At 43.1% G+C, this 20,198-nt stretch carries 21 protein-coding genes; 2 read left to right on the forward strand and 19 right to left on the reverse strand.

What is annotated here, in order from left to right:
* Window positions 1-6: 6 nt before the first annotated feature.
* From RIL182_RS15475 to RIL182_RS15490, 4 genes are all read right to left on the reverse strand, one after another.
* A complete protein-coding gene (locus RIL182_RS15475) occupies window positions 7-552 on the reverse strand; it encodes a hypothetical protein (RefSeq protein ID WP_006857937.1) in 546 nt (181 codons plus the stop codon).
* Between the two features lie 20 nt (window positions 553-572).
* Window positions 573-1,871 carry an HD-GYP domain-containing protein gene (locus tag RIL182_RS15480; protein WP_006857938.1) on the reverse strand — a complete coding sequence of 433 codons (1,299 nt, stop codon included), beginning with the start codon at window positions 1,869-1,871 and terminating at the stop codon, window positions 573-575.
* A 101-nt stretch (window positions 1,872-1,972) separates the two neighbouring features.
* Complete coding sequence (locus RIL182_RS15485) at window positions 1,973-3,187, reverse strand: LL-diaminopimelate aminotransferase (protein ID WP_006857939.1); 1,215 nt, start codon at window positions 3,185-3,187, stop codon at window positions 1,973-1,975.
* 187 nt (window positions 3,188-3,374) lie between these two features.
* Complete coding sequence (locus RIL182_RS15490; RefSeq protein ID WP_006857940.1) at window positions 3,375-4,115, reverse strand: GNAT family N-acetyltransferase; 741 nt, start codon at window positions 4,113-4,115, stop codon at window positions 3,375-3,377.
* A gap of 238 nt (window positions 4,116-4,353) precedes the next feature.
* Between RIL182_RS15490 and RIL182_RS15495 the strand changes: the two genes are divergently transcribed.
* Window positions 4,354-4,788, forward strand: a complete 435-nt coding sequence (locus RIL182_RS15495) for a hypothetical protein (RefSeq protein ID WP_006857941.1) — start codon at window positions 4,354-4,356, stop codon at window positions 4,786-4,788.
* A 57-nt stretch (window positions 4,789-4,845) separates the two neighbouring features.
* On the opposite strand, the gene ltrA is transcribed toward RIL182_RS15495, so the two are convergent.
* The 9 genes from ltrA to ylxM form a co-directional block, all read right to left on the reverse strand.
* Window positions 4,846-6,129 carry a group II intron reverse transcriptase/maturase gene (ltrA, locus tag RIL182_RS15500; protein WP_157351184.1) on the reverse strand — a complete coding sequence of 428 codons (1,284 nt, stop codon included), beginning with the start codon at window positions 6,127-6,129 and terminating at the stop codon, window positions 4,846-4,848.
* A 527-nt stretch (window positions 6,130-6,656) separates the two neighbouring features.
* Window positions 6,657-7,010, reverse strand: coding sequence for a 50S ribosomal protein L19 (gene rplS / locus RIL182_RS15505; protein WP_006858535.1), 354 nt, complete (start codon window positions 7,008-7,010; stop codon window positions 6,657-6,659).
* 129 nt (window positions 7,011-7,139) lie between these two features.
* Window positions 7,140-7,856 carry a tRNA (guanosine(37)-N1)-methyltransferase TrmD gene (gene trmD, locus RIL182_RS15510; RefSeq protein WP_006858536.1) on the reverse strand — a complete coding sequence of 239 codons (717 nt, stop codon included), beginning with the start codon at window positions 7,854-7,856 and terminating at the stop codon, window positions 7,140-7,142.
* Window positions 7,853-8,386, reverse strand: coding sequence for a ribosome maturation factor RimM (gene rimM / locus RIL182_RS15515; RefSeq protein ID WP_044999449.1), 534 nt, complete (start codon window positions 8,384-8,386; stop codon window positions 7,853-7,855). Before rimM ends, trmD begins: the two co-directional genes overlap by 4 nt.
* A gap of 55 nt (window positions 8,387-8,441) precedes the next feature.
* Window positions 8,442-9,179: an Ig-like domain-containing protein gene (locus RIL182_RS15520; RefSeq protein ID WP_006858538.1), complete on the reverse strand. Its 738-nt coding sequence runs from the start codon at window positions 9,177-9,179 to the stop codon at window positions 8,442-8,444.
* 80 nt (window positions 9,180-9,259) lie between these two features.
* Window positions 9,260-9,490: a KH domain-containing protein gene (locus tag RIL182_RS15525; protein WP_006858539.1), complete on the reverse strand. Its 231-nt coding sequence runs from the start codon at window positions 9,488-9,490 to the stop codon at window positions 9,260-9,262.
* An 18-nt stretch (window positions 9,491-9,508) separates the two neighbouring features.
* On the reverse strand, window positions 9,509-9,754 hold the full coding sequence (rpsP, locus tag RIL182_RS15530; RefSeq protein ID WP_006858540.1) for a 30S ribosomal protein S16: 246 nt from the start codon (window positions 9,752-9,754) through the stop codon (window positions 9,509-9,511).
* A gap of 35 nt (window positions 9,755-9,789) precedes the next feature.
* Window positions 9,790-11,136: a signal recognition particle protein gene (ffh, locus tag RIL182_RS15535; RefSeq protein WP_006858541.1), complete on the reverse strand. Its 1,347-nt coding sequence runs from the start codon at window positions 11,134-11,136 to the stop codon at window positions 9,790-9,792.
* Window positions 11,137-11,481 (reverse strand): YlxM family DNA-binding protein, encoded by a 345-nt coding sequence (gene ylxM, locus RIL182_RS15540; protein WP_006858567.1) that lies wholly within the window; start codon window positions 11,479-11,481, stop codon window positions 11,137-11,139.
* A gap of 225 nt (window positions 11,482-11,706) precedes the next feature.
* On the opposite strand from ylxM, the gene RIL182_RS15545 reads away from it, so the two are divergent.
* A complete protein-coding gene (locus RIL182_RS15545) occupies window positions 11,707-12,099 on the forward strand; it encodes a hypothetical protein (RefSeq protein ID WP_015559917.1) in 393 nt (130 codons plus the stop codon).
* A gap of 152 nt (window positions 12,100-12,251) precedes the next feature.
* Here the strand turns inward: RIL182_RS15545 and ilvA are convergent, their stop codons facing one another.
* The 6 genes from ilvA to plsX all read right to left on the reverse strand — a co-directional run bounded on the left by ilvA (window position 12,252) and on the right by plsX (window position 20,183).
* On the reverse strand, window positions 12,252-13,463 hold the full coding sequence (gene ilvA / locus RIL182_RS15550; protein WP_044999444.1) for a threonine ammonia-lyase: 1,212 nt from the start codon (window positions 13,461-13,463) through the stop codon (window positions 12,252-12,254).
* 20 nt (window positions 13,464-13,483) lie between these two features.
* A complete protein-coding gene (ftsY, locus tag RIL182_RS15555) occupies window positions 13,484-14,428 on the reverse strand; it encodes a signal recognition particle-docking protein FtsY (protein WP_006858542.1) in 945 nt (314 codons plus the stop codon).
* Between the two features lie 30 nt (window positions 14,429-14,458).
* Window positions 14,459-18,019 (reverse strand): chromosome segregation protein SMC, encoded by a 3,561-nt coding sequence (gene smc / locus RIL182_RS15560; RefSeq protein WP_044999445.1) that lies wholly within the window; start codon window positions 18,017-18,019, stop codon window positions 14,459-14,461.
* Between the two features lie 36 nt (window positions 18,020-18,055).
* Window positions 18,056-18,742, reverse strand: a complete 687-nt coding sequence (rnc, locus tag RIL182_RS15565; protein ID WP_006858543.1) for a ribonuclease III — start codon at window positions 18,740-18,742, stop codon at window positions 18,056-18,058.
* A 165-nt stretch (window positions 18,743-18,907) separates the two neighbouring features.
* On the reverse strand, window positions 18,908-19,138 hold the full coding sequence (gene acpP, locus RIL182_RS15570) for an acyl carrier protein (protein ID WP_006858544.1): 231 nt from the start codon (window positions 19,136-19,138) through the stop codon (window positions 18,908-18,910).
* A gap of 4 nt (window positions 19,139-19,142) precedes the next feature.
* Window positions 19,143-20,183, reverse strand: a complete 1,041-nt coding sequence (gene plsX / locus RIL182_RS15575) for a phosphate acyltransferase PlsX (protein WP_015521280.1) — start codon at window positions 20,181-20,183, stop codon at window positions 19,143-19,145.
* Window positions 20,184-20,198: the final 15 nt, after the last annotated feature.

Raw genomic sequence — 20,198 nt, forward strand, 5'->3', positions numbered from 1 at the left:
AAACATTTATGTATCACTCTGTTCCTGCTTCAGCTCATACTGCTTCAACAGCCTGTCATACTCACGGTTGATCTCCTGAAGTGTCTCCGTATCCCCACAGAGATTGTCCGGATGATAGATTTTTAGCAGCTGTTTATACCTTTTCTTTAAGGCACTCTTACTTTCCACACCGATGAAAAACAATTCCCCGCGTACCACATTTTCCGTCCCCACCGTCAGCATATCACGTGCTTCCTGTTCTCTGACATATTTATAAAAATCCCGCTGTTTTTTCATCTGGATCTTTTCATCTGCGAGCTGCGAAAGTTCTTCCTCTAAAATCTTCCACTTTGTCTCAAACAACTGTTTTTCCCGCTTCATACTGTCTTTTTCAAGCTGACAGTGTGTGGAAAATTCTCTTTTTTCCCGCTCGAAGTTTCGACGATCCTCTTCTAATTTTCTCTTTTCTTCTAAAATATCCCGCCTCTGCTTCTCTAACTCGGCAGACTTTTTGTGTTTCCAATCCTGATGCAGAGTCTTTGTCCTTTTGATCCTAAAAATCGACCGATCCATCTTTCTGCAAAAACCCCCTCTTATTCTGCCTTACTTTCCTCATAAACTTTTCTGATCTTATCCTCAATTTCAATAAAGACATCCACTAAAACCGGATCATAATCCCTGCCACGTCCCTCTTCTATAATATGAAAACACTGATCCAGCGGCATTGCATCCCTGTAACAACGTTTTGCCGATACTGCATCAAATACATCCGCGACAGCCATGATCCTGGCGCACAATGGGATTTCTGTCTCTTTCAGTCCATCCGGATATCCGCGCCCATTCCATTTCTCATGGTGATGTGCTGCCACTTCATATGCCATCTCTTCGTACGCATCATTTCCCAGATGCCCGAATGTCTCCCGGATGATCTTTCCGCCTTTTTGGGCATGTGTCTTCATAATTTCAAACTCTTCATCCGTCAGTTTCCCCGGCTTCTGCAAAATTGCATCCGGTATTGCAATCTTACCAACATCATGCATTGGTGCCGCCATCACAAGATTTGCCACATAATCTTTTGTAAGCTGCTCCTTATAAAAACCGCGGCTTCGAAGTTCCTCTGCCAGCAATTTCACATACGCAGTTGTACGGCGGATATGCCCTCCCGTATTGTCATCACGGTTCTCCACAAGTGTCGCAAACCCCATCACCATCTCTTCATTGTTTTTCTGGAGTTTCGCATAGAGCGGTGTCTCCTGATTCAGATAAATTCCCACGATCACAACCGCCGGAACCAGACTCGTCAGCAGTGCCTCCGGGAAAAACATCTGATATGCCGTCACCCCGATTGTCACTAACAAATAAGTAGATATCGCAATCTGCTTATGTCTCTCAAGATTCTTCCAGCTGTGCAGAAAAATACCACTCGCAGCAAGTACATACAACGCCACCATTGCAAAACAGGTATATGCAGACATTCCCATCGAATAGTTGGTAAACGTTCCTTTGCGATACTCAAGCTGTGGCATAAATACGATCACAACCACAATATTGATCAGAAGAGGCAGGAAAAGTCCGATGCGTTCCCCTCTTTTCTGTGGCAGTCCTCTTGTAATATCGTACATATATAAAAACATCAAAAACACAAAAATATCCAGAAAAGAAAGAAAACACAGATGTAAAAATGTGTTGACAGAAGCCGGTATCTCCGCTAAATGATTGACAGTATAGGCAGTTGCTCCATCAAAGAAAATACCGACAATCCCTGCAGCCAAAATTGTCTCAAACAACACGTTTTTCCGTTTCATCTGATAAATCTGTTTTTCTCTGATATAAATACACGCCACATAAAGGACAATGATCATGCAGCCAATCTGTAATTTACAGTATTCCATTTCGTCTCCTGTCCACCATTGTGGATCATTCTTTTGTTTTAATATGCTAAAACAGACAGAACCAAAGGTGGTTCTGCCCGTTTTTATTTTACCATTAAATCTTACAGTGTCTGGATCCGCTCCATAGCTGCAAGTGTATTCTCGTAAGTACCAAATGCTGTCAGTCTGAAATATCCCTCACCGCTCGGTCCAAATCCGGATCCCGGTGTACCAACCACATTGGCATTTTCAAGCAGATAATCAAAGAAATCCCAGGAAGACATCTGATCCGGTGTTTTTAACCATATATATGGTGCGTTTACACCGCCAAATACAGTATAGCCGGCTTTCGTCAGACCTTCCTTGATGGCTTTTGCATTCTTCATATAATAACCGACCTGCTCTTTTAACTGTGCTTTTCCGGCATCGGAGTAAACTGCCTCACCGGCACGCTGTACAATATAAGGCGCACCGTTAAACTTTGTTCCGTGGCGTCTTGCCCACATCGCATTTAAGGAGACATCCCCGCATTTTAATTCTTTTGGAACAACCGTAAATCCAAGACGTACTCCGGTAAATCCTGCATTTTTAGAAAAACTGCGAAGCTCAATCGCACAGGTCTTTGCTCCCTCACACTCATAGATGGAATGTGCCACATCATCCTCACTGATATATGCCTCATAAGCTGCATCGTAGATGATCACTGCACCGACTTTGTTTGCATAATCTACCCATTCCTGTAACTGTGATTTCGTGATCGTTGTTCCGGTCGGGTTATTCGGCAGACACAGATAAATAACATCCGGTGTCTCTTTCGGAAGCTCCGGTACAAAATTATTATCACTGGTACAAGGCATATAGATCACATCACTCCACATCTGTGTATCTGCATCATAAGTGCCGGTTCTTCCAGCCATAACGTTGGAATCCACATAAACCGGATATACAGGATCACAGACAGCGATCTTATTATCCTGTGCAAAAATTTCCTGGATATTTCCGGAATCACTCTTTGCTCCGTCAGATACAAAAACTTCGTCAGCAGAGATATCGCATCCTCTTGCTTTGTAATCATTTGCCACAATGGCATTTCTTAAAAAGTCATATCCAAGATCCGGTGCATAACCGTGGAATGTTTCTGCATGTCCCATCTCATCGACTGCTTTGTGCATTGCATCGATAATAGCCGGCGCGATCGGCTGTGTCACATCACCGATACCAAGACGGATGATCTGTTTGTCCGGATTTGCTGCAGAATATGCGCTTACTTTCTTTGCAATGGTAGAAAATAAATAACTTCCCGGAAGTTTCTGGTAATTGTCATTAATTTTAAACATGTCCTTACTCCTCACTTTGCATTCAAAATACAAGTTAACGTTATCTAACTGTCATACAGTATAGCATTGTGTGATAGGTCATGCAAGCATTTTTTGTTTACCTGGAATCAAAAAATATTGTCTCACCTAATCTGATATTTTTTATCCATAATTCTGGTCCCAAAATCATTGATTTTACAGGCTTATCTCATATTTTAGCTTCCGCCAGAAGTTCCACCCATGCCACGCGAAATCCTGCATTCACCGCTGCCCGCTGTGACGCAAGATTTGACATACTGGTTCCATAATACGGCACTTTTCCCAATTTCTCTATCTCTTCTTTTAAAATTGTGACCAAAGTGGACGCGATATGTCTGCACTCCGCCTCTTTTTCCACATTGATCCCGATCTGCCAGAACAGAGGACTATCTGCGCTTGCCCCCGCCATGCCGATGATCTTTCCGTCTGAAATCGCTGCCACTCCCAGCATATCGGGTGATTTTTCGTCAAAGCAGAATGCCTCGTCAAACCGGTTGTCCCCTGCAAACTGCAGGATCTCCCCACGGTCATATGTTCGGATCTCAAACCCCGTTTCTTTTGCAACACTCTCTGTCTCCGGCAGGAAAAACGGATGTGCTGTTTTTAACTGGCAGCCGTATGGTTTTAAGATGTGATCCAGTTCCCGGAAGTTTCCGACATCCATAAACCATGCGCCGGGGCAGGTTTCGTATTTTTCGCGGCAGAGTTCTATGATCTCCTTTTTTCCGGTGAAAATCAGTTTTCTGTTGACAGCGGTTATTTTCAGGGCACAGTTGTCCTGGTCTTCGAATCTGCGCCGTCCTTCGAGACTGCGGTATTCGGTGAAGTGGTTTCCTTGGTCGAGGATGTCTGCGGGGGTGCAACAGTAGTCTAAGGCGAGCTGGCGGCTTAGTTGTTGGATGTATTTCATCGTTGGTTCTCCTCCTGATTATAAAATTTCAGACATTGCTGCTGTTCACACCTATTGTGTAACCAGACATTTTCTATGTAGGATTATAGCAGTCCTATCCCCTCCATTCAAGAGACTCGTTTAAAAGAATGTTATCTTATGCTCTGATACCAGATAATAACTTTTTACTTCTATCCTGCTATATGGTACAATAAGAAATAATCTGACGGATTGGAATTTGACAAAGGAATGTGATTGTATGAAGAAGAAAAGCATAATTGCAATATGTGCTGTATTAGTAATTTTAGTTTTGGCAGCAGTCCTTGTATTGACTGGAAACAGAGGAAATGTATCAAATATTAATCGTGTTGTTGGTTACTCTGCACTCTATGGTGAAAATTCAATCAATGAAGCATTTGATGTCATAGAGAAAAAATTTGCAAAAGATTTTGAAGGTTGCACACTTACAGAACTTCGCTATGACAAGGATGTTGAAAACAGATTTGCAGAAGAAATTGAAAAGTATCACAAAGAAAATAATCAATTGGGGGTATTAATCACTTATCAAAGAGATTCTGCTTCATCCACGCCTCAAGTTCTACTTTCGAACTTTTTGCCTGTGCAACACATTCCCTGTACTGATCCGAATACGGCTTTTCATCTAATCAATCGAGTAGGAGGGAAATCTGAGTGATTTCCCGACCTCTCACACCACCGTGCGTACCGTTCGGTACACGGCGGTTCAATCAACTTAACAAGTAACACACCTTTCGGTGTAGTAATCTAACATTGAGACTAATCCAAATGAAGTTAGTCTCTTTGTGCTTATAGCCTTTTGTATCCATCCATTGTGACACATGTGTGCATACCGATTGCCAGTATTTGCCACTTTATGTGCCGCCCATCTTGGAACGCCGAGTTTAACCAAATTCTTCTCTTTGTTTTGTGGTGTTTTCCAATGTTTCCAAATACACATGCGTATTCTATATCTAATGTTTCCATCAAGTTCTCTACAGAGAGTTTTCATACTACCTATCTTAAAGTAGTTAATCCATCCTCTGATAAGCTGATTAAGTCTCTCTACTTTATAGCTGTTGCTAACGCCCCAGCTACGACAAGTGAGTTCCCTCATCCTCTTCTTATACTTCATTACTGATTTTGCATGTGGTTTCGCCTTGAATTGCTGTGCACTTGTATCGTAGTAGAATCCAAACCCAAGGTATTTAATTCCTCTTGGTCTATCTACTTTGCTCTTCGTCATATTGACTTTAAGTCCTAGTTTTTCCTCAATGAATCGTGAGATATTTCTCATAACTCTATTCGCAGACATTTCACTTCCGACCATAATGATACAGTCATCCGCATACCGTACAAAGTTAAGTCCTCTCTTTTCCATTTCCTTGTCTAGTTCGTTCAGCATAATATTTGCCAATAATGGCGAGAGATTTCCACCTTGAGGTGTTCCCACGATAGAATCCTCATACTCATCGTCAATCATGATTCCACTGACTAGGTATTTTCTGACAATAGAGATAACATCTCCATCTTTAATAGTTCTACCTATGATAGTCATAAGTTTGTCATGATTTACTGTGTCAAAGAACTTTTCCAAGTCAATGTCTACAATCCAATCATTTCCGTCATTCATCATATCGAGTGCTGTAAGGATTGCTTGCTGTGCACATCTGTTCGGTCTGAATCCATAGCTATGGTCATGGAATTGTTCCTCATAGATTGGTGTTAAAACCTGTGCAATAGCTTGTTGTATGAATCTGTCTGTTACTGTCGGTACTCCCAGGTTTCTGACACCACCATCAGGCTTTGGTATCTCCACTCTTCGTACTGGTTGAGGTTTATATTTTCTTATCCTCAACTGTTCCTTGATAATTTCGCCGTTCTTTGCAAGATATTCCTTGAGTTCTGTGTACTTCATTCCGTCTACTCCCTCGGCACCTTTGTTTCGTACGACTTGCAGATATGCTCTGTTGAGATTATCGTTAGATAGTATCTGCTCCATTAGACTACTTGTGTCCATGCGTTCTTTCCTTTCCGTCCCGCTTGATTTGACCATCTTTTACCCGATTGGTTACGGCAGATGTTATCTCTTCTGCAATACGAGACATACTCAAACTTATTGATTGTTCGCCCCTTTGCTCTATCTCCATTACAGAGACTTCTTCACTACTATGGGCTCGGCTGACTTCTCACAGTTCGTTGTTACTAGGCTAATGAAACCCCTGTGAGACCTCCACGCTTAAGGTGCACGCTCTTTCCTCTCATCTATCCGCCACATCTACTCGTACTTCCAGCAACTTTAGGACTTCATCTCTTTTGGCAGACTTATCCGTATTTCCGAGCCTTATATGTGATTTCTGTCCGTCGGACCAAGAGTTTGCTTACAGCTTCCTTCAGATTCCACCTCACGATGGACACCCTTGCTGTTCTGCTATACACTTCCTCGTTGCCTAGGCGTGTTCGGGACTTTCACCCATTAGAGCGCGCCCATGGCGCGCAAACCAAAAAAGCTGCAGTGTCTCCACTGCAGCTTTTCGCTTACATCTACTATTTTACTAACTCTTTTACTTTTGCTTTCTTACCAACGCGATCTCTTAAGTAGAATAATTTTGCACGTCTTACTTTACCCTGACGAACTACTTCTACTTTCTCAACGTTCGGAGAATGTAACGGCCATGTTTTTTCTACGCCGACACCGTTAGAGATTTTTCTTACAGTAAATGTCTCACGGTTGCTTCCGCCCTGTTTTTTAAGTACAGTACCCTCGAATACCTGGATTCTCTCACGGTTACCCTCTTTGATCTTACCGTAAACTTTTACAGTATCACCAACACGGAACTCCGGTACTTCTGCTTTTAACTGTGCTGTTTCAATGTTCTTAATGATTTCACTTGCGTTCATTTTGTGACCTCCTGATAATTTGGATGTTCTTAATACGCGAATTCGTAACAGAGGACCATCTATTTTTATTCACAACTGTTATAGTATATCACATAAGTTTGTGATTGTAAACAAATTTTATTTTTATTTTTAACGCCACTTTTTCCGCTCTTTTTCTGTCAGCTCTGCACGCGCAAACAGATCCGGACGGCGTTCTTTCGTGCGGATGATCGACTGCTCCCTGCGCCATTCATCCACAAGTTTATGATTTCCGGACAGCAATACCGGAGGAACTTTTTTTCCCATCCACTCCTCCGGACGGCTGTACTGCGGGTACTCTAACAAATCTCCCTCAAATGACTCCGTAGAACCGGATTCATCATTTGTCAGCACCCCCGGCACCATACGGGAAATCGCATCCACCATGACCATCGCCGGAAGTTCTCCTCCGGTTAAGACATAGTCACCAATCGAGACATAGTCGGTCACGATCTCCTCTAAGACACGCTCATCAATCCCCTCATAATGTCCACATAAAAAAATCAGATTTTCTTCTTTTGCAAATGACTTTGCCGCCTGCTGTGTAAAAGTCGGTCCCTGCGGTGTGAGGTAAATTGTACGCGGTTTTGTCCCGATTTTATCGACGATCGATCTCCACGCATCATAGACCGGCTGTGCCTGCATCAGCATTCCTGCACCACCGCCATATGGATAATCATCCACCTTTTTGTGTTTATTGATCGTATAGTCCCGGATATTTACCGCCTCGATCGTAAGCAGTCCCTTTTCCGCTGCCCTGCCGATAATACTGGTATTTAATCCCTGCATGACCATATCCGGAAACAATGTCATAATGTAGAAATTCATGCTTCCTCCCGCCTGCTGTTTAAGTCTCTTAAGCCGTCAAGCAGATGTACCTGCATCGTACCGCCCTCGATGTCCACCTGTTTTACACAGTCTTTGATCGCCGGAAGTAAAATATCATCCGCACCCTCTTTGCTGATCACATAGACATCATTCGCCCCTGTCTGCAGTACATCAGTCAGCTCTCCCAAATCTTCACCCTCATCTGAGATCACTTTAAGACCGATGAGATCTGCTATAAAATACTCATTTTTCTTTAACTTTACGGCATTTTCCCTGGTCACATAGAGACTTTTTTTGCGGAACATCTCCACATCATTGATATTGTCATATCCCTTAAACTTGAGTATTACCATATTTTTGAAGAACTTTACCCCGGCAATTTCCAATGCAAGGTGTTCTTTTCCTGTGTCTAAGATTACCTGTTTTAATTTTTTAAAGCGTGCCGCATCATCTGTGGTCGGAAATACCTTGACCTCCCCACGCACACCGTGTGTCGTTGTTATGACACCTACCTGAAGTAAATTCTCCATAAAATCTCCATTCCTGCGTGTGAAAAATCTTATTTTCATAAAATTTTTCATTCTGTTATTTGATCCAGATTACAACATTCTCAACCAGACCTGTTTTCTGATTTGTAAAATTAATCTGCACGGAACCACCCTTTTCCAGTTTGATTTTCTTTGAAGAAGATAGATAAGATGTACTTTTTCCAAGCTTGTCATAATAAGTAAATGATGTCATCTTCCAGCCTGTTTTTGCCTTTACATCAAACTTTAATGTTTTTTTGCTTCCAAGCTTATAATTATAAATATTGGTATTTTTAAACTGGTTTTTTATTTGTTTGTTTCCTATTTTATAATTTGCAACCGGATTACTCCATTTATAAACAGTCAGTTGTGATGTAAAAGTTGTCAGGAGCCTTCCTGTTTTTACCGTCACTTTAATCGTTGATTTTCCCACCTTTAACGGTTTGATCCGGACATTATTGTCACCTATTGAAATCTTTGCCACTTTTCCATTTGAACTGCTCACTTTTGTAATTCTTCCGTTCGATGGCATATTTTTCACTCTATATATATAAGTTGTACTTTTCTTTGGGCAGTATACCTGTGTCAGTTTTCCCCTAAAACTCATTTTCGTGGAAGCACCTTTACAGTATTCTTTTACGATATCTGCTGTCTTATCTGACTCATTATCTTCGGTAAATACTGTATAGTTTCCTGTGTCTGTCACTATTTCCCTGGCACTTGTCAATACCGGTATCTGTACAGCCAACAGTAATGTCAATAAAAATATAGAGCATTTTTTTGTAATATCTCTCATTTTTATCCCCCTCTATTCTTCTCTGATAGAAAAAAAACCGGCTGCACCATGTTCATGATCACGCCGGTTTACTGCGAAGATTACTGCATAATCTCCACAATCACTTTTTTCTCTTCTTTTGAGGCAGCAGCCTTCACAACAGAACGAATCGCTTTCGCAATACGTCCCTGTTTGCCGATTACCTTACCCATATCAGACTGTGCAACGCGCAGCTCTAATACGATTGCTTTTTCATTCTCGGTCTCAGTCACAACAACTTCGTCCGGGCAATCAACAAGTGCCTTGGCAATTACTTCTACTAATTCTTTCATAGGTCCACCTCACTGATCCTATTTCTCAATACCAGCATTTTTGAAAATTCTTGCTACGGTATCTGTTGGCTGAGCTCCGTTTGCTAACCATTTCTTTGCTAAGTCCTCATTTACATGATACTCGCTCGGATCTTTAGTCGGATCATATGTTCCAATCTCTTCGATGAACTTTCCATCTCTCGGGGATCTGGAATCAGAAACTACGATACGATAGAAAGGTGCTTTCTTCTGTCCCATTCTTCTTAATCTGATCTTTACTGCCATTACTTTCACCTCCTTAAATTTTTGCTGTTCATTTATTAAAAAGGAAGTCCTTTAAACATTCCCTTTTTACCTTTTTTCATCATGCCGGGCATCTGTTTCATCATTTTCTTCGCCTGGTCAAACTGTTTTACAAGACGGTTGACCTCTGCGATATCCACGCCCGCCCCCTGTGCGATTCTACGCTTTCTGCTCGGATTGAGCAATGATGGATTCTGTCTCTCCTCGACTGTCATTGAGAAAATGATCGCCTCAGTGCGTGCCATATTCTTCTCAGCCGCTCCCTCGTCAATCTCAGGCATCTTACCGCCGCCAAGTCCCGGCATCATGCCAAGGATACTGGAAAGACCGCCCATTTTTTTCATCTGACTCATGGACTCTAAATACATCTCAAAGTCAAATTCATTCTTGCGCATCTTTTCTTCAAGCTTTTTGGCTTTCTCCTCGTCAAGCTCGTTCTGTGCCTTCTCAATGAGTGTCAGCACATCACCCATTCCAAGGATTCTCGATGCCATACGGTCAGGATAAAACTGCTCTAAATCAGAAAGCTTTTCTCCCATACCTGCGTAAAGAATCGGTTTGCCGGTCACCGCTCTTATTGAGAGTGCCGCACCACCTCTGGTGTCACCATCCAGTTTGGTGAGTACTACGCCGTCAATTCCGATCTTCTCATCGAAGGTCTTTGCAACATTGACTGCATCCTGTCCTGTCATGGCATCGACCACTAATATGGTCTGTGATACCGCAACATTTTCTTTTATCTGAATCAATTCGGCCATCATGTCCTCATCCACATGAAGACGTCCTGCCGTATCGATGATCAGCACATTAAAATCATTCTTTGTGGCATGCTCTACCGCAGCCTTTGCAATGTTCACAGGAGTATTTTTATCTCCCATGGAGAATACTTCCACTCCCTGTTTTTCACCGTTGATCTGTAACTGTTCAATCGCCGCCGGACGATATACATCACATGCCGCAAGCAGTACTTTCTTGCCTTTGGCTTTTAACTTTCCGGCAATCTTTGCTGTCGTAGTCGTCTTACCAGCACCCTGAAGACCTGCCATCATAATGATCGTCAGTTCTTTGCCCGGACGAAGTGCAATCTCTGTCGTCTCGGAACCCATCAGGCGGACCATCTCTTCGTTTACGATCTTGATGACCATCTGTCCCGGATTCAGTCCGTTCATCACGTCCTGTCCGATCGCACGCTCCTGCACATCTTTGACAAACTGCTTGACTACCTTGAAATTGACATCGGCCTCTAAAAGAGCCATCTTAACTTCCTTTAAAGCAGCCTTCACATCATCTTCTGTCAAACGCCCTTTGCTTCTCAGGTTTTTGAATACATTCTGGAGTTTTTCGGATAAACTGTCAAATGCCATCTATAGCTCCTCTAATATCTGGTTGGAGATCTGTTCGATCTCTTCTAACACTGCCTCGTCATGGTTCTTATAGAACTCTTTGGTCAACGTGTGAATCTTTGTCACCATACCTCTTGCGGTCTGGAATTTTTCGATCAGATGAAGCTTGCTCTCATATCCTTCTAAGGTCTTCGTACACCGCTTTACCATATCATGTACACCCTGACGGCTGATTCCTTCTTCATCCGCGATTTCACCGAGTGAGAGATCATTGAACACAAAATCTTCATATATCTTTCTCTGGTGTTCGTTTAAAAGCTCTCCATAGAAATCATATAGATACGCCTGTTCAATCTTTTCTTCCATCTCATATCCCAATCTGTACTCTCACATCAGCACCTTGCATAGATTATCATAAAAAAGAATGGGTGTCAAGCATTTTTTCTTGACACCAGTATTTATTTTTTCTTAAAACATGACTTTTTTCCTATAACAGTATTGACAACACTTTTTTTCCCTGTTTATAATGAGCTAAACCTAAAATAAAAACTTTTTTGCTTGCGTAAATCATGCGCAGGAATGGAGGTTCTCATGAAAAATAAATATCAGAAACCTGCAATTTATCTGACACCTGAACATACAGAAGGCATCTATCTTGCAAGCGGCGCAGCCGGTGCAGCCGGTTCCGTAACCGCAACCTATATGGGAGTATGGGACAGATGGGCAGGTGGCGGAAAAGGTCTGGTTGCCGTGAACTGGAATAACGTGGCAGGCAATGTCGCCCTGACACTTTCCTTTAATACACCGATCGATCAGGTCGAGGTTGCCGGATACTCTGCGTCTACTTCTATTTCCGGCAATTCCGTGACTGTCAGCTTTAACCCGGATGGCGGTTCTGGCTTCAATCTTGGTCTTCACGTAAATCACTCCGGTGCAGACATTAACAGCCTGGATATGACAGGTCAGTCTTACACAGTATCCTGACACTGACTATTTGGCCGCATACGCCGGACCACATATTGTACGAGCATACTGTTTCATAACAAATAAGGAATTTCGTTTTGCAATGAACGAAATTCCTTATTTTTTAACCATTTTTCATTTTATGATCCGGTTCTGATATCCGAAACGCAATTCTACAGACTTGCTCTGACTAATTTCGGTTTATAACCATTTTTCTCCAATGCTTTGATGATCTGATTTTTGTGATCTGTACCAAAACACTCTAAAGTAATACGAAGCTCCACGGCTGCATTACGGTTTGTGCTGACAAACTGATTATGCTCTAACTTGATCACATTCCCCTGCTCTGCTGCAATCGTTGCGGCTACTTTTGACAATTCGCCCGGCTTATCCGGAAGAAGCACGGATACCGTAAAGATACGGTCACGGAAAATAAGTCCCTGCTGTACCACGGAAGACATTGTGATCACATCCATGTTACCACCGCTTAAGATCGATACGACACGCTTATCTTTTACACCTAAATGTTTCAACGCTGCTACCGTAAGAAGACCTGAGTTTTCCACAACCATTTTATGATTTTCTACCATATCAAGGAATGCAACAACCAGTTCATCATCTTCTACTGTGATGATATCATCTAAATTCTTTTTGATATATGGGAAGATCTTGCTGCCCGGTGTCTTTACCGCAGTACCGTCTGCGATCGTGTTGACGCTCGGCAGAGTCGTTACTTTTCCTGCTTTGAAAGAAGCCTGCATACAGTTTGCACCTGCCGGTTCCACACCAATCACTTTGATCTTTGGATTTAACAGTTTTGCAAGTGTGGATACACCTGTTGCAAGTCCGCCTCCGCCGATCGGAACTAAAATATATTCCACAAGCGGCAGCTCTTTAAAGATTTCCATTGCGATCGTTCCCTGTCCGGTTGCAACTGCAAGATCATCGAACGGATGAATGAACGTATATCCTTTTTCCTCTGCCAGTTCGTAGGCTTTCTGACAGGCCTCGTCGTAAACATCTCCGCAGAGAACAACCTCTGCACCATAACTCTTGGTACGGTTTACCTTAATTAAAGGTGTCGTTGTCGGCATCACGATGACAGCTTTACATCCATAACATTTTGCTGCGTAGGCAACACCCTGCGCATGATTTCCTGCTGAGGCGGTAATGAGTCCTTTTTTACGCTCTGCCTCTGTCAGTGTGCTGATCTTGTAATAAGCTCCGCGCACTTTGTATGCACCGGTAAACTGCATATTCTCAGGTTTTAAATATACCTTATTTCCTGTCTGCTCACTTAAGAAATCTGAATATACCAGTTTTGTTTCTAAGGTGACTTCTTTTACTTTCTCACTTGCTTCTTCAAACTTGTCTAATGTTAACATCTGCATTCTCCTTCATCTGTTTATTGTTCTGCCTGATCTTTGATATCAAAAAGTGCGTTTACAAATTCATTAGAATCAAACTTCTGTAAATCCTCGATGGTCTCTCCGACACCGATATATTTGACCGGAATTCCAAGTTCGGAGTGGATTGCAACCGCAATACCGCCTTTTGCCGTTCCGTCCATCTTTGTTAGAATGATACCTGTGATCTCTGCCACTTCTGAAAATTGTCTCGCCTGTGCAAGTGCGTTCTGACCTGTCGTTGCATCTAATACGACAAGAGTTTCGCGGTATGCATCCGGATATTCTTTTTCAAGAATACGGTTGATCTTTTTCAACTCTTCCATAAGATTCTTCTTATTATGAAGACGTCCTGCCGTATCACAGAGCAGTACATCCGCATTTCTTGCTTTTGCTGCTGCGACCGCATCATATACGATCGATGCCGGATCTGCACCTTCCTGTCCGCCGATCATCTCAACACCTGCACGGTTTGCCCATTCTAACAGCTGATCTCCTGCTGCTGCACGGAATGTATCAGCCGCTGCAAGGACAACCTTTTTGCCCTGGTCTTTTAGCTTTCCAGCCAGTTTTCCAACAGAAGTCGTCTTACCGACACCGTTTACTCCGATGACAAGTACCACAGATTTTTCATTTTCAAAACGGTATGCAGTCTCTCCAACATCCATCTGCTCTTTGATGCTGTTGATCAGAAGTTCCTTGCACTCTGCCGGATCCTTGATCTTATTTTCTTTTACTTTTTCTTTGAGATTCTCGATGATCGCTTCGGTCGCGTTGACACCGATATCTCCCATGATCAGAATTTCTTCAATTTCTTCATAAAAATCATCATCAATACTGGAAAATCCACTGAAGATCGAATCAATTCCGGATACAATGTTATCTCTTGTCTTGCTGAGTCCGGAAACCAGACGGCTCCAAAATCCTTTTTTTTCTTCGCCCATACATCCTGCCTTTCTTATTTGTTCCAATCATTATTTGTCTAAATCATTTTCTATCAGATTTACGGAAACCAGTGTGGAAACACCTTTTTCCTGCATCGTGATACCGTAGAGACGGTCAGCCGCCGCCATCGTACCTCGTCTGTGTGTGATTACAATAAACTGTGTATTCTGCGTCAGCTTGTGCAGATATTTTGCAAACCGGGTGACGTTTGAATCATCCAGTGCCGCCTCGATCTCGTCTAACAGACAAAACGGTGAAGGCTTTAAGTTCTGGATCGCAAATAACAGTGCAATCGCTGTCAGTGATTTTTCTCCACCGGACATCTGCATCATATTCTGCAGCTTCTTTCCAGGAGGCTGTGCGATGATACGGATACCACACTCTAAGATATCCTCATCCTCCACCAGTTCCAGTGTACCTTTTCCACCGCCGAACATTTCTTTAAATACGGTATCAAACTGTTTCTGAATCTCTGCAAATTTCTCCATGAACTGTTTGCGCATTCCCGTATCAAGTTCCTCGATGATTCCGATCAACGTTTTCTCTGCTTCGATCAGATCATCATGCTGTGTTTTTAAAAATTGATAACGCTCTGAGATCTCCTTATAATCCTCGATCGCATTGACATTGACGTCACCGAGCTTTCGGATCTCATCCCTAATCTGTGCAATCATTTTCTTTAATGTAGAAAGATCGTCATAGGTATCATCCCGAAGATCCATTGCAGCGTGAAGCGTCAGTTCATATTCCTGCCACATATAATTGGTCTGGTATTCTCTCGCATCATTTAGCTTTTCACGCTGACTATTCAGACGGAATACTTCCTTATCAAGTTCCGAGATCTGATTGGATATCTCCTCACGCTTCCGGAAAAATCCTTTATGTGAAGCTGACAGTTCTTCTTTCTTCTGCGTATAATCTTTTAACTGCTGTTCGAAAGCAGCATGCGTATCATCCGATGCAAGGATCGTCTTTTTTAATTCCTCGATCTCTGCCATCTTCTGTTTTGCTTCTTCTTTTGCATCTCCTGCCTGCGTGATCAGCGTTTCCCTGTCCTGTGAAAATCTTGTGATCTCACTCTGAATACGCGAAATATTTGACTGCGCAAACTCCGCTTTCTGACGGATACCGGCTTCCTCTAAAGCAATCTTTGAAACAGTTTCCGCAGCTTCCTTCTCCTTCGTCTGATATTCCTCGAAACGTTTCTGGAAGTCCTCGTTTTCCTGTCCGATCTCTTTTTCACGAACCGCTGCAGCCTCAATCTCTGCCGCTATCTGCGCTTTATTGTTTTCAAGCTCTGCAAGCTGCTCCTCGATCTCTGCCCGCTCCGCATGCAGACCGGCAAAAACTGTTTCTCTCTCGTTTTTCTGCTCTGTGGCGCGGTCTAAGTTCATTTTTGCCGTGTTCTGAAGAATGTACTGTTCCTGCAGTTTCTCCTTGCCGCTTTCCATATCTTCTTCTAACAGTGACTGCGCCGTCTTAATATCCTCTAAGCGGTCTCTCGACTCTTTGATCTGACTCTGCAGAGAAGCAACAAGTGTTTCAAGTTCTTCTACCTCACGTCTTCTCGCAAGAAGATTGCTGGTATTTTTAAATGCACCACCGGTCATGGAACCGCCCGGATTTAAGCATTCGCCCTCTAGCGTTACGATACGGAATGAATAGCGGTATTTTCTTGCCAGAGCAATCGCGTCATCGATCGTCTCGGCAACAACTACCCTGCCGAGCAGATAATTCGTCACGCCATCATATCTGGCATCATTTTTCACCAGGGTACTTGCAAGTCCGATCACGCCCCGCTCCCGCAGTGCTTCCTGATTCTTAAACCCGCCGCTGCCATTCACACTCGTGAGCGGAAGAAATGTTGCACGCCCATACCGGTTCTGCTTCAGATACGCGATCATCTGCTTTGCTGTCTCTTCATCCTCCGTGACAATATTCTGGATACTTCCGCCTAACGCAGTCTCGATCGCAACCTCGTATTTTTTCTCAACCTGAATCAGATCTGATACGACACCTAAAATTCCTTTGTGTCTGTCTTTCTGTTCCATTACACGGCGGATACTGTTTCCATATCCGTCATAGCGTTCTGCAATGTTTTTTAATGTCTCTAACCTGGACTGTTCTTTATGATATCTGGTGACATCCTGCTCTAACTGCTGGCTCGTCTGCGAATATTTTCTACGCCACTCACGGTTTTTTTCTTCCATTGCGGCTGCAGATTCCTTTAACTCACGGATCGTTTCATTGACATCATCTAATTCCTGTTGATAGGCAGCCAGCACATTGTCTAAATCTTCTTCCTCTGTCTTTCTGGCAAGAAGTCTCTGTGTCAGTTTCGCTTTCCGGATGTTGATCTGCTCTGCCATCGTATCAAAACGCTGCTGTCTCGCCTTAACGGATGCCTTGTTGTTAAGGAGTTCGATGATCTCACTCTTTCCGTGTTCGATCCCGTCACTGCATTCTTTCATTCCATTGCGCAGCTCATCTAATTCTTTTTCAGTAGCCTGCTTTCTCTCCGAAATCCCTGCTAATGCCTCTAACAGTTCCTCTCGTTCCCTGCCATAAACATCTTTCTGCGCAAGGCGATCCTGTGTGTCTTTTTCGATGGAATCAAGTCTGTCTTTTAAATGCTCGTCCGTCATTTCTGCCGTGTGGATCTGTTCTTTTAAGACGTTGATCTGTCCTTCTAACTTTCCTTTTAAAACAGTGGAACCGCTTAAATTTTCGCGTACCTCACCGATTGCCTGTTCTAACTGTTCGATCTCCGATTCCATGCGCTCATATTCTGTCTTTACCTGCTCATAAGAATCTTTTGACTCATGTAACTGTGCTTCCGCAATGCCGCATTTTTCGCCCACTTCATGAAGCTGTCCGTCAATGCGTGTCATCTCCATCAGAAACATGTTGACGTCATATGTCTTTAATTCTTCTTTTTTCTTTAAATATACACGCGCTTTTTCAGCCTGTTTTTCTAACGGGCCGACCTGGCGTTCCAGCTCGCTTAAGATATCATTGACACGAACTAAATTTTCACGTTCATTTTCTAACTTTTTCTGTGCAGTCGCCTTGCGCTTTTTATATTTTACAATTCCGGCTGCCTCGTCAAAAAGCTCACGCCGCTCCTCGGGTTTACCATTTAAAATTTTCTCAATCTGTCCCTGTCCGATAATGGAATATCCTTCTTTTCCGATACCGGTATCATAAAACAGCTCGGTCACATCCTTCAGACGGCAGGTATTGCCGTTGAGCAGATACTCACTCTCCCCGGAGCGGTACACGCGCCTCGCAACCGTGACCTCCTCATAATCCACCGGCAGTTTATGGTCCGCATTGTCAAGTGTGATCGCAACATAAGCATAACTGAGTGGTTTACGGTTTTCCGTTCCTGCAAAAATAATGTCCTGCATACTGGCACCACGCAGCTGCTTGGCGCTCTGTTCACCAAGTACCCAGCGCACTGCATCCCCGACATTACTCTTGCCACTGCCGTTTGGCCCGACAATTCCAGTGATCCCATTATGAAAATCAAAAACGATCTTGTTCGCAAATGATTTAAATCCCTGCACTTCAATACTTTTCAGATACATACTAAACCTCATTCTTGCGCTGACTTTTGCGCATAATTACAGTTTCGGTTTCAAAAGCAAAAGTGCCTGGTAGGCAGCTTCCTGCTCTGCCGCTTTTTTCGTGTGTCCGGTTCCTGCGCCGATCACTTTATCTCCGATCCGTGCTTCGACCGAAAACTGTTTGTCATGGTCCGGTCCTTCTTCTGAAATCAGCTCGTAATGCAGACTCTCTTTATAATTGCCCTGCACAACTTCCTGCAAAATGGTCTTACTGTCATAAAACAGCTTTTTGTGCTCGATATCTGTCAGAATAAACTTATGTATAAACTTCTTCGCCGGTTCAAAACCACCATCTAAATAGATAGCTCCAATCACAGACTCTAAAGCATCCGATAAAATTGATTTACGTTTTCTTCCACCTGTCTGGTTTTCACCCTTGCCAAGCAGCAGATAATCGCCAAGATCCATCTCTCTGGTACAAAGTGCCAGTGTAGGCTCACACACAATACTCGCACGGAGTTTTGTCAGATCTCCCTCCGGCAGATCCGGATAATTGCGGTATAAAAAATCACTCGATACGATCTCTAAAACCGCATCCCCTAAAAACTCCAGTCTCTCATTGTCAGAATGTTTTTTCATGTGTTTTTCATTAGCATAGGAACTGTGCGTCAGTGCCTGACGCAATAAGCCCTCTTTCTCAAATGTATAACCAATCCTGTTCTGCAATTCCTGTAACTTTGACATTTCATCCTCCTGGTCAGGGGCTTTTTTCTACCTTACTGTGTATCCAGTAAAATATAAAAAAGACTCTGTTTTCTTATATAATAACGGAAAAGCCCTTGCCTGACAAGAGACGGTACATCGCGCACCGCCCTTTTGTCTTCAACAAGGGCATACGTCATCTTTTATTTAGTTTAAAGCATTCTTGATCTGCTCTACTGCATCTGCAACTGTCACGATATGCTCAGCATCCTCATTCGCGATCTCGATGTCGAATTCTTCTTCGATTCCCATAATAATCTGAAAAATATCAAGGGAGTCTGCTCCAAGGTCATCCACAAAAGTGGTGTCCATTGTGATTTCTTCCTCGTCCACGTTTAATACCTCTGCAATGATTTTTTTCAGTTTTTCAAATTCCATAACTTTACATTCCTTCCTGTTCCGTTGAACTTATAATATTTTTTCTGATTTTTCCGTTGATGTCCTGCTCTTTGAACGTCACACATTGAAAAATGGAATTGGTAATCTCGACTGCCTTTGCACTTCCGTGCGTCTTTACCACAAGTCCATTCAGTCCTAATAAAGGAGCGCCGCCATACTGAGTAGCATCAAACGCTTTTAATGTTGACTTTAATGCCGGAAGCGCAAGCGCTGCACCAATTTTGCTTCTTAAGGTGCTCATCATGCCTTTTTTGATTGCTCCGACAAGCGTTCCTGCCAGTCCTTCATACAGCTTTAAAATTACATTTCCAACAAATGCTTCACATACGATCACATCTGCCTCTCCATGCGGGATTTCACGAGCCTCAATACTGCCCACAAAATTAATATCCGTACATTCTTTCAGAAGTGGAAATGTTTCTTTTACCAGCGCATTTCCCTTTTCTTCCTCCGCACCGATATTTACAATCGCCACTCTCGGATTTTTGATTCCAAGTACATTTTCCATGTAAATAGAACCCATCTTCGCAAACTGAACAAGATGTGATGCCCTTGCATCCACATTCGCGCCGCAGTCGATCAGAAGCGACACACCTTTTTCCGTCGGAATAAGCGGCGCTAACGGTGGTCTTTCGATTCCTTTGATTCTGCCTACGATAACCTGTCCACCAACTAATATGGCACCGGAACTTCCTGCCGATACGAAAGCATCTGCTTCTTTTTGTTTTACCATATTCATGCCGACAACGATCGATGACTGTTTTTTCTTGCGGATCGCATTTACCGGCGGTTCTGCTGTCTCAATAACTTCCTCAGCATGTATAACCTCGATCTGCTCCGCCGGATAAGTGTACTTTTCAAGTTCTTTACGAACCACGTCCTCCTGACCGATCAGAAGAACCTTGATATCACTTCTCGCATTTACCGCATCCACAGCCCCCTTTACAGGCTCGGCCGGAGCATAATCTCCACCCATCGCATCTAAGGCAACTTTGGTAATCTCAAGTGATTGATTCTGCTGCATAACTACTCTCCATTC

Origin of the sequence: Roseburia intestinalis L1-82 (assembly GCF_900537995.1) — a bacterium.
GTDB classification, from domain to species: Bacteria; Bacillota; Clostridia; order Lachnospirales; family Lachnospiraceae; genus Roseburia; species Roseburia intestinalis.

Excerpts from the sequence above, each read along its gene's own strand:
- ylxM (WP_006858567.1), bottom strand. The coding sequence starts at position 11,481 with ATGGAAGAAAAGATTGAACAGGCGTATCTATATGATTTCTATGGAGAG.
- rimM (WP_044999449.1), bottom strand. The coding sequence starts at position 8,386 with ATGGAGAATTTACTTCAGGTAGGTGTCATAACAACGACACACGGTGTG.
- ilvA (WP_044999444.1), bottom strand. The coding sequence starts at position 13,463 with ATGTTAACATTAGACAAGTTTGAAGAAGCAAGTGAGAAAGTAAAAGAA.
- RIL182_RS15490 (WP_006857940.1), bottom strand. The coding sequence starts at position 4,115 with ATGAAATACATCCAACAACTAAGCCGCCAGCTCGCCTTAGACTACTGT.
- plsX (WP_015521280.1), bottom strand. The coding sequence starts at position 20,183 with ATGCAGCAGAATCAATCACTTGAGATTACCAAAGTTGCCTTAGATGCG.
- RIL182_RS15520 (WP_006858538.1), bottom strand. The coding sequence starts at position 9,179 with ATGAGAGATATTACAAAAAAATGCTCTATATTTTTATTGACATTACTG.
- trmD (WP_006858536.1), bottom strand. The coding sequence starts at position 7,856 with ATGAATTTCTACATTATGACATTGTTTCCGGATATGGTCATGCAGGGA.
- ltrA (WP_157351184.1), bottom strand. The coding sequence starts at position 6,129 with ATGGACACAAGTAGTCTAATGGAGCAGATACTATCTAACGATAATCTC.
- rpsP (WP_006858540.1), bottom strand. The coding sequence starts at position 9,754 with ATGGCAGTAAAGATCAGATTAAGAAGAATGGGACAGAAGAAAGCACCT.
- rplS (WP_006858535.1), bottom strand. The coding sequence starts at position 7,010 with ATGAACGCAAGTGAAATCATTAAGAACATTGAAACAGCACAGTTAAAA.
- RIL182_RS15485 (WP_006857939.1), bottom strand. The coding sequence starts at position 3,187 with ATGTTTAAAATTAATGACAATTACCAGAAACTTCCGGGAAGTTATTTA.
- ftsY (WP_006858542.1), bottom strand. The coding sequence starts at position 14,428 with ATGGGCGAAGAAAAAAAAGGATTTTGGAGCCGTCTGGTTTCCGGACTC.
- RIL182_RS15480 (WP_006857938.1), bottom strand. The coding sequence starts at position 1,871 with ATGGAATACTGTAAATTACAGATTGGCTGCATGATCATTGTCCTTTAT.
- acpP (WP_006858544.1), bottom strand. The coding sequence starts at position 19,138 with ATGGAATTTGAAAAACTGAAAAAAATCATTGCAGAGGTATTAAACGTG.
- RIL182_RS15525 (WP_006858539.1), bottom strand. The coding sequence starts at position 9,490 with ATGAAAGAATTAGTAGAAGTAATTGCCAAGGCACTTGTTGATTGCCCG.
- smc (WP_044999445.1), bottom strand. The coding sequence starts at position 18,019 with ATGTATCTGAAAAGTATTGAAGTGCAGGGATTTAAATCATTTGCGAAC.
- RIL182_RS15495 (WP_006857941.1), top strand. The coding sequence starts at position 4,354 with ATGAAGAAGAAAAGCATAATTGCAATATGTGCTGTATTAGTAATTTTA.
- RIL182_RS15475 (WP_006857937.1), bottom strand. The coding sequence starts at position 552 with ATGGATCGGTCGATTTTTAGGATCAAAAGGACAAAGACTCTGCATCAG.
- ffh (WP_006858541.1), bottom strand. The coding sequence starts at position 11,136 with ATGGCATTTGACAGTTTATCCGAAAAACTCCAGAATGTATTCAAAAAC.
- rnc (WP_006858543.1), bottom strand. The coding sequence starts at position 18,742 with ATGTCAAAGTTACAGGAATTGCAGAACAGGATTGGTTATACATTTGAG.
- RIL182_RS15545 (WP_015559917.1), top strand. The coding sequence starts at position 11,707 with ATGAAAAATAAATATCAGAAACCTGCAATTTATCTGACACCTGAACAT.